This is a genomic window from Flavobacterium sp. (genome assembly GCF_035456225.1).
In the GTDB taxonomy this organism is placed as follows: Bacteria; Bacteroidota; Bacteroidia; order Flavobacteriales; family Flavobacteriaceae; genus Flavobacterium.
Genome location: NZ_DATIDM010000211.1, coordinates 1 through 4,758, shown reverse-complemented (window position 1 = coordinate 4,758; position 4,758 = coordinate 1). Strand labels below are relative to the sequence as shown.

The 4,758-nt window shown below is 40.9% G+C and carries 6 protein-coding genes and 1 pseudogene; all 7 read right to left on the bottom strand.

Annotation, left to right across the window (positions count from 1 at the left end):
- Window positions 1-256: 256 nt before the first annotated feature.
- On the bottom strand, window positions 257-760 hold the full coding sequence (locus tag VLB74_RS12425; protein WP_325203777.1) for a DUF2480 family protein: 504 nt from the start codon (window positions 758-760) through the stop codon (window positions 257-259).
- 68 nt (window positions 761-828) lie between these two features.
- Entirely contained in the window at window positions 829-1,152 is a 324-nt protein-coding gene (locus VLB74_RS12420; RefSeq protein ID WP_325203776.1) for an SUF system Fe-S cluster assembly protein, read from the bottom strand.
- 44 nt (window positions 1,153-1,196) lie between these two features.
- Window positions 1,197-1,616 (bottom strand): SufE family protein, encoded by a 420-nt coding sequence (locus VLB74_RS12415; protein WP_325203775.1) that lies wholly within the window; start codon window positions 1,614-1,616, stop codon window positions 1,197-1,199.
- A 1-nt stretch (window position 1,617) separates the two neighbouring features.
- Window positions 1,618-2,097, bottom strand: a complete 480-nt coding sequence (locus VLB74_RS12410) for a hypothetical protein (RefSeq protein ID WP_325203774.1) — start codon at window positions 2,095-2,097, stop codon at window positions 1,618-1,620.
- Window positions 2,098-2,109: 12 nt separating this feature from the next.
- On the bottom strand, window positions 2,110-3,324 hold the full coding sequence (locus VLB74_RS12405) for an aminotransferase class V-fold PLP-dependent enzyme (RefSeq protein ID WP_325203773.1): 1,215 nt from the start codon (window positions 3,322-3,324) through the stop codon (window positions 2,110-2,112).
- Between the two features lie 69 nt (window positions 3,325-3,393).
- A complete protein-coding gene (locus VLB74_RS12400) occupies window positions 3,394-4,551 on the bottom strand; it encodes a hypothetical protein (RefSeq protein ID WP_325203772.1) in 1,158 nt (385 codons plus the stop codon).
- Window positions 4,535-4,758 (bottom strand): annotated as a pseudogene (locus tag VLB74_RS12395) (DUF2157 domain-containing protein); the annotation flags it as partial. The gene VLB74_RS12400 and the pseudogene VLB74_RS12395, both read right to left, overlap by 17 nt.

Sequence of the window (4,758 nt, the reverse complement as noted above, 5' to 3'; positions counted from 1 at the left end):
AGATTTCCCGCAAAGCTGTTCTCACCGCCGGAAACCCAATTGTCAAAACTCGACTGATTGAAAAGCAAGGAGGCATTCCCTTTGGTTACCCAGTGTTTTGTGGTATCCTGGACGACCTCCTGGGCATAACCGCTCATTAATCCGATAAAACATAACAAAAGTGTAATACTTTTTTTCATAATCAGTACTTTTTGCTATTACTAAATTAGCAAAAATCTGTCAGAAAATAAGAAAAAAAACGCTGTTGCTTAACGGGTTATTTCTTTTTATAAAGCGGAACGGAAGAACAAGCCTCACCAAACATGATGCTTTTTGCAAACGGCATTAATTTTTGGACCGCCAATACGTATACTTCCTGCGGAACCGGTTTATTGGAACATCCTTTGAGAATTACTGGTTTGTCATGAAACGGCGCATAATCCAAAGCACCCAGTTTCTCATGATATAACGCCAACAGAAGTTCCTTTTTGGTTCCGTTTACAATTTTTAAAGCATGTGGTTGCAAAAAAACAGATACTAAAGCATATGCCCAAGCGGGCAGAATAGCGTCCTGTGAACAATACAAGGCAACATAGCTGTCTTGATATTGTGTCCAATCATGCTGTTTGAGTTGGTCACGAAATTCGGTTTCCTTCAGAATAAATCCACCAAAAAGCCACTGCGAAATATCTAATTCCACAATCGGCTGCTTCGGAAAATAATCCTCCAGATCAAAAACCTGCAATGCGCTGTTGGCGACTCTGTTTACAATTTCGTCCATAGTTTCAGTTGCAGTATTCAGTCGCAGTACAGAAAAACTGAACACTGCAACTGAAAACTGTTTACTTATTAAAGCATTCCTAATTCCAACTTGGCTTCTTCGCTCATTAAATCCTTGCTCCAAGGCGGATCGAAGGTAATTTCCACTTCACACGATTTTACGGTGTCGATGGATTTGATTTTTTCTTCCACTTCCATAGGCAATGTTTCGGCCACTGGACAGTTTGGTGAAGTCAAGGTCATCAGGATTTTTACTTCGTTATCTTCATTGATCATTACGTCGTAAATCAGTCCCAGCTCATAAATATCCACGGGGATTTCCGGGTCGTAAATGCCTTTTAATACTTTTACAACGTCTTCCCCTAAATTGATGGTATCGTTAAATTCTTCCATTGTTTATGTCATTGCGAGTTTGCCAGGCAACCTCCTCTATTTAATTAATTCCTTGCCTGAAAAGCCAAGGCGTACATTTTTATTTGTTTAATCATCGACACCAATCCGTTGGCACGTGTGGGCGACAAATGTTCTTTCAATCCAATTTCATCGATAAAATCCGTATCGGCCTCCAAAATGGCTTTGGGCGACTGATTCGAAAAGGCTCTTACCAAAATTGCGATGATTCCTTTGGTGATGATGGCATCGCTGTCAGCCGTAAATACGATATTCCCGTTTTTCTCTTCGGCATGAACCCACACCTTGGATTGGCAGCCTTTGATGGTATTCTCATCCGTCTTGAATTGTTCCTCAATCAACGGAAGATCTTTTCCTAAATCAATGACATATTGAAAACGTTCATCCCAGTCGTCAAACATGGAGAACTCATCAATAATTTCATTTTGTATTTCCTTAATTGTCATTTTATTTGGTGTTTTCGGCCAAGGCAAGAATTTTATTCACTAATTTTTCTATTTCAACCGGCGGATCTCCATGATCAAAGCCATTGGTTTCGTATCGGTTTCTATCCACCTGGAAGGTAATATTTGCATGTGCCGCCCCGTCATAAAAACGTTTTTCCGTTGGCCCTTTCATGTCCTTCACTTTTTCCAGATTTACTGTCTTTGCCAGTGTTTCTAACTCTTTCCAGTCGGCATCACTTATCGGTGTAGCCTCAAGCAGTTTTTTAGCATCCCTGTTTCTTGAGATGTACAAATTATGATTCTCCACCCTCACGAAAAGGAAAAAACCTCTTGAATTGGCTTCATATTCCATTGCCGGCATCACTTTTTGCTGATCCGTTACATTCGTTTCGCTCACGTTTGTTTGTTCAACGGCCTTTTTTTGACAATTACAACTTGCAAAAGTCAGTGTCACGGCTACTAAAAGAATAATTCGTTTCATAATTTCAGGGTTTTAAGATAACATTCGCTGTGCTTTTTTAACGGCTTCCACAAAGATATCGATTTCCTCCTTGGTATTGTAGAACGCAAAACTCGCTCGTATGGTTCCCGGAATACCGAAGAAATTCATGATAGGCTGTGTACAATGATGACCGGTTCGAACCGCTATTCCTAACTTATCTACAATCGTGCCAATGTCGTACGGATGGATTCCTTCGATGTTGAACGAAATCACGGAAGCTTTGTTTTCACTCGTTCCATAAATTCTCAGACCTTCAATCTCCAACAGTCGTTTTGTACCATAATCCAGCAATTCCTTTTCATATTTCGCGATAGTGTCGAAACCGATACTGTTAAGATAGTCGATTGCAGTTCCTAAAACGATACCCGCTTCGATGTTTGGTGTCCCGGCTTCGAATTTATGTGGTAAGTCGGCATAAGTGGTTTTTTCGAAGGTAACTTCTTTGATCATTTCCCCACCACCCTGATAAGGCGGCAATTGATTTAACCAGCTTTCTTTTCCGTACAAAATCCCTACCCCGGTTGGTCCGCAAACTTTGTGACCCGAAAATACGTAGAAATCGCAATTCAACTCCTGTACGTCCGGGCGTAAATGTGGCGTGGCTTGAGCTCCGTCAATTAAAACCGCGGCACCAACAGCATGTGCTTTATCAATAATGTATTTAATCGGGTTCACGGTTCCCAACGCATTGGAAATATGATTCACCGCAACGATTTTCGTTTTTTCTGACAGTAATTTGTCGAATTCGGAAAGAATCAGTTCGCCTTTGTCGTTCATCGGGATTACCACTAGTTTCGCTCCGGTTCTCTCGCACAAAAACTGCCACGGAACGATGTTGCTGTGGTGTTCTAAAGCCGAAACCATTACCTCATCGCCTTCCTTTACGAATTTGGCAAAACCGTTTGCCACCAGATTGATCCCTTGGGTCGTACCTGATGTAAAGATGATTTCGTGATTGTGCTTCGCGTTCAGGTGTTTCTGGATCGTATTTCTGGAAACTTCATAAGCGTCCGTTGCGAGCTGACTAAGCGTATGTACCCCGCGATGGATGTTGGCATTGATCTCGCTGTAATATTGGGCAATCGCATCGATAACTACTTGGGGTTTCTGGGCTGTGGCGCCGTTATCAAAATAAACAAGTGGTTTTCCGTTTACGCTTTGGGACAATATCGGGAATTGAGCTCTTACTTTTTGAACATCAAACATTTTACTACTACTAATTTCTGCAAATTTACATCTTGTTATTTGAAATTGATATAAATAAATGATAAAATATCAATATTCTCCTCCTGCTCCCCCACCGCTGAAACCTCCTCCACCAAACGGCATCTTGCTTTCTGAAACCGCAACTTTGGCTTGCATATGCGAATTGATCACAAGCGCCTGGGCATTTAAAACGAAACTGTTGTCTGATTCTCTGTCTGGCTTGAAGGTCAATCCCTCCTCACGGTCTTTCAGCTTTCTGATTGCCAGAAAGGCTCCTCCAAAAAGCAAAGTGCCACCCAATATCAAAGCCTGCTCCAAAGGCATCAGTTGGTAATAATATCGAATAGTGAAAATCGAAAAACCAAAAACAAACAACCCGAGCAACAGCATCAACCGATCTTTAGTTTTCAGTGCATAACCGATATAGGTCAATGGAACAGCAAATGTCAATCCGTAAAACAGAAAAGCCAACGGAATGTCATTTTGCGGGGTTACCACAATATTCATCAAATCTTGCGAAAGTTCCCGAACCACCAAATAATTAACGGAAAAATAAGCCAACAACAAGGCAAAAACCTTGGTAGCCGAGACACCGTTTCTGTGCAGATAAAATTTCGGATTGCCCTGCATCTTCTTGCTAACACCATAAATCCCGCAAGCCAGCAAAAAACCGACAAAAGGCAAGAATAATTTATCCATCAAATCATGGTTAACAATCAAATCAAAAACAAATCCGACCATACCGACGCCACCTACCAACACGGAAAGTGTGTGTACATATCGAATAGTACAAGTAAAACCTAAAAACATCATAAGGGCAAAAACCAGCGACATGGATTCGAAAGTAACTCCAACAGCGATACAGAAAAACAACGGTATCGAAAGAACAAAAGCATCATCCAAACCATGGTTGAAATAGCCGGCTTTAGCCAAAAATTCGGCTCCGATTACGCCAATTATTCCGTAAACAAAAATCAGATATTCAAAATTACTGCCAATCGAAGACCCAAAGACCAACGCCAAAAAACCGGTAATAGCTGATAAAAGTAAACAGCCCAACAGAAAAAAACCAACGCGAACCAAGAGGTTACTGCTGGAATGAAATAACGTTAGTTGGGAAATGATGTCCTGTAATTGCGTTTTCGGGATAAACTTCATCCGATACAATTCTTTGGCCTGTGCCGCCAAGGCTTCATTTTCAAGGATTTCCTTATTGTATGCCAGCATGTTTCTCTTTGTTAAATTTACGTACGACTTGAATAAATAAGATGATGGATGCAATTACATAAAACGGGGAAAGGAAAATCAGGAATTCAAAAAACGAATCCATATTCACCAGATCCATGATCTTAAAAAACAATATATTAAACCCTATGTACCCATAAAGCAGGGAAAATACAAAGAGTGATGTTGCCTCATGTTTATGGCTGGCTT

Coding starts and splice junctions, on each gene's coding strand:
- VLB74_RS12425 (WP_325203777.1), bottom strand. CDS start 760: ATGGACGAAATTGTAAACAGAGTCGCCAACAGCGCATTGCAGGTTTTT.
- VLB74_RS12400 (WP_325203772.1), bottom strand. CDS start 4,551: ATGCTGGCATACAATAAGGAAATCCTTGAAAATGAAGCCTTGGCGGCA.
- VLB74_RS12410 (WP_325203774.1), bottom strand. CDS start 2,097: ATGAAACGAATTATTCTTTTAGTAGCCGTGACACTGACTTTTGCAAGT.
- VLB74_RS12405 (WP_325203773.1), bottom strand. CDS start 3,324: ATGTTTGATGTTCAAAAAGTAAGAGCTCAATTCCCGATATTGTCCCAA.
- VLB74_RS12415 (WP_325203775.1), bottom strand. CDS start 1,616: ATGACAATTAAGGAAATACAAAATGAAATTATTGATGAGTTCTCCATG.
- VLB74_RS12420 (WP_325203776.1), bottom strand. CDS start 1,152: ATGGAAGAATTTAACGATACCATCAATTTAGGGGAAGACGTTGTAAAA.